At 45.0% G+C, this 3,772-nt stretch carries 2 protein-coding genes; both read left to right on the top strand.

Going from position 1 to position 3,772, the window contains the following annotated elements:
* Nucleotides 1-2,529: DUF4815 domain-containing protein (locus ACFIQC_RS09345; RefSeq protein WP_375707092.1), on the top strand; the 2,529-nt coding region annotated here is incomplete at its 5' end.
* 13 nt (nucleotides 2,530-2,542) lie between these two features.
* Nucleotides 2,543-3,772, top strand: a 1,230-nt coding sequence (locus tag ACFIQC_RS09340; RefSeq protein ID WP_375707091.1) for a Bgr_08870 family protein, incomplete at its 3' end; no start/stop codon positions are given.

Here is a 3,772-nt window from a genome sequence, read left to right as displayed (position 1 = left end):
GCATTGGGAGCCAATAACGGTTGCCAAGTGTTTAGTATTCAAGAAGGAGAAGCCAATATCAATGGCTTTAAACGCAAACGCTTAGCGGCTTTGCGTCATGAAGAACTCGAGGACTTTTCGACAAGCGTTGTTCCTAGCGAAACGCATATTTTTGCGCCCCCAAAAGGGAAAACAAGTTTCACCTTTAAACCCTATTATTTTCCTATTGCCGATATTCAGTCTCTTTTGTTGACAAAAGAAAAAACCGTTAACGTCACCCGTGGTGCCGTTGCCGCTGGGCGTGATGGTGTTCCTGATAAAAGCATCACCGCGTTTATCAAAATCGTTCAAGGAAGCAAGGAATTTAAAGAAGGCACAGATTTTAAAAAAACAGGAGACACCATTGATTGGGCACTGGTGGGAGACGAACCTTTAGCAGGGAGCAGCTATAAGGTGACTTATCGCTATCGCGCAAAAATCACGGCTGATAAAGTAACAGCGCAGGAAATCACTGTCTCAGGGGGTGCGGAGGGTGGTGATATTATCGTCAGTTACACTTATAAATTGCCCCGCATTGACCGTATCGGTCTCAACACGGGGGGCAATGTCGTCTATATCAAAGGAGTTTCATCAGATCATCCCATGGCACCAAATGTCCCTGATGATGTGTTGTCCCTTGCAACCATTACCAACAATTGGCTTGAAACGCCGGTTGTGGTCAATGATGGCACACGGGTTGCCCCCTATGATGAAATGTGGCGCTATTTTCAACGAGTGCTTTCGCTTGACCGTCTGATGCAATTAGAACGGATTAAAAGCAATGTTGACTCTAAAGAGCCTGTTGCCAAAAAAGGCATGTTCGCAGACCCTTTTCTTGATGATAGTTACAGAGATGAAGGCTTTCAACAAACAGGTGCTGTAGGCAACGGCATTTTACAGCTCGCCATTGATCCAACCTTTTACACTGCTCCTTTAAAAGCGCCTGTTACGCTTGACTGGACAAATGAAGTGATCATTGCGCAAGAGTTGACAACGGCTTGCGAAAAGATCAACCCCTATCAAAATTTTGCACCCCTGCCTGGTACAGTAACCCTTGAACCCGCAACAGACTTTTGGCATGAACAACGCACCGATTGGCTCTCAAGCGTGACCAATCAACTGAACATGGGATGGAACCGTGGGAGAAGCATTCGTAAAACAGAAATCAGTGACGATTTGGTGAGTGCAACCCAAGAGAAAATCGATTTTTTGAGACAAATTACCCTTTCTTTCAAAATTGAAGGTTTTGGCAGTAGCGAAATCTTGGAAAGTCTTACCTTTGATGGTGTGAATGTTTTACCAAAAACAAAGCTTGTTGCAGATAGCAAAGGCACCCTTGAAGGCACTTTCACGATTCCACAAAATATCACCGCTGGCACAAAAAATGTTGTGGCACGGGGAAAAGGTAGAACCATTGCTACGGGTCTTTTTACCGGTCAAGGCGTGATTGATGTGAAAGTGATGCGGCGCACTACCACGGTGAAGATATGGACGCAAGTGGACCCACAAGCGCAAGTTTTTACCCCCGATGAAACACGGCAAATCACAGGAATTGACTTTCATCTTTGCAAAATCGGCAATCAGAACCATGATTTGGTGATTGATTTGGTCACTACAGAAAACGGCTATCCTACCGCCGATATTCAAGCACAAAGCTTTTATTCTATGAAGGGCGCAAAGCTAGGGTGGGCAGAGGCACGCTATGATGTACCACTCCTTGTGATGGATGACCGCTTAACGGCTTTTGTCATTAAAACCGATGATGCTGATCATTCTGTCTCACTAGCAAAGCTTGGGGATTTTGATGCAGAACACCAAAGATTTGTCTCAAGTCACCCTTACGTGACCGGTCCACGCTTTTCTTCTGTCAATGCTAGGAGCTGGACTGCTCATCAAGATGAGGCTTTAGCCTTTCGAGTGCTGGCGGCACGCTACACACAAACAGAAAAAACCATTGATCTTGGCACTTTTGATCTTGTGGACTGCTCTGATTTACAAATACGCGCAGCCATTGAATTGCCTTCAAGCGATTGTTCTGTCATCTTTGAAATTGAAAGAAACAACGGCACGGTTTATCAACTCCTTCCCTTTCAATTACTCAGTCTTACTGAATATATCAGTGAAAAGGTAAAGCTCCGCGCTATTCTCAAAGGGACAGAGAAGCTCTCACCCGTCTTGTTTGCGCCTGTTCAATTGATTGCGGGGAAGATTCATAAAACAGCCACTTATGTCACCCGTGCTTTTACCTTTGGGGAAAAGGCAAGGTTGACCAGCTATATCAAAACCTTTTTACCGGGCGGTGCAACCTTTACACTCGAGATGCAACTGGATGATGGTGCTTTTGTTCCTTTGAAACTCGACGAAACAGAACAGTTATCCGCCCCCCTTTGGACAGAGCGCAAATTTGTGAGCAGCGATAAAACAGCCAAACAAGCGCGCCTCAAACTCACGCTTACCGGTGGACCGGCAGCGCGGTCAATGGTGAGTGATTTTGGCGCCGGTATATTGTGATGGGAGAACAGAGATGACCAAAACCAAAAAACTTGACATGGAATTGCCTAAAGAAGGTCGCTTTATCAGTTCTGAATTCCCAATCTTGCGCGAAAACTTGACAAAAATTGATCAGGCAATAGCCGATGTTGAGGACAAGGTAGACGAAAAAGCGCCTTCAAAACACACGCATACCATAAGCGAAATCACAAATCTAGAAAGCGCTCTCAATGGCAAAATGGCAGCCGATAAAACCTTCTCATTTGCTGATTTAAGCGATATCGAGGGTGCACACGATGCTGCCAACAATTATGTTCTCTATAAATCAAGCAACAATAACTTCACCTTTGGGAGTGCTGTCTCACTGTTAGGCGCACATCAACATAAAACCGAAGATATCGTGGGGCTTGATGATTTTAGAGCCAAGATCAATGAAGATCTCACAAGCTATGGTCGCCTCACAAGCCCAAATGAATGGCAAAGCTATAATAAATTTACCAGCAAAGTCACTATGAGTGGTGGCTTAGAACTGTTGGGTAATTCGTCGTTTAACCTTATCCATAATGGTGAAGTGGTTACCAATTTAAACACAAACGGAAGCACCTTGAAAGGACCTTTGAGAGTCGATGGAGATCTTGTTTATACGAAATCAGACATAGATATTCTCAAGCAAGAAATTAAAAAAATTAAACAAGGCTTAGTTGATAAACTCATTAATTGGTCTGCGCTTGCTGATGCTGAATTGCTCTATACACAGGATGGGAAAATTCAATGGCCTGATTGGGTAACGGATAAAACTAAAGTTGAGATCCAAGCATGGGGCGGTGGCGGTAGTGGTGGCGGAGCGGATACGCCAAGATTAGGAGGAGGTGGCGGCGGTGGCGGTTGTTCAGTCTGGTATGGCTATAAAGCCAGTTTAAACGGTCATCAAGATATTTTGATTGGTAAAGGAGGCGCTTCTGTTGCATCACGCAGTGCGACAGGAAATTCTGGAGGAACAACAGCTGTTGGAAAGAATTTTATTACGGCGACAGGAGGACATGGTGGTGGGGGTGCTTCTGCCTATCAATCTCACACGGGATTTGGTGGTGGTACGACTACCTACTATTCAGGCGATGGCGGTGCTGGAGGAACAGGTGGAAACTTTGGTTTAGCAACGGATGAACATCTAGGAATTGCCAAAGGCGGAAATGGTTATGCTGGAACGAATGGAATTACGAGTAAAACAAGCGGTAATGGAGGCGATGCTGGAGGTGATACATCA

Origin of the sequence: Bartonella sp. AA126HLJHH, assembly GCF_042197425.1 — a bacterium.
Taxonomy (GTDB): Bacteria; Pseudomonadota; Alphaproteobacteria; order Rhizobiales; family Rhizobiaceae; genus Bartonella.
Note: the sequence above shows the minus strand (reverse complement) of the source record. Positions and strands in the feature narration are given on the sequence as shown.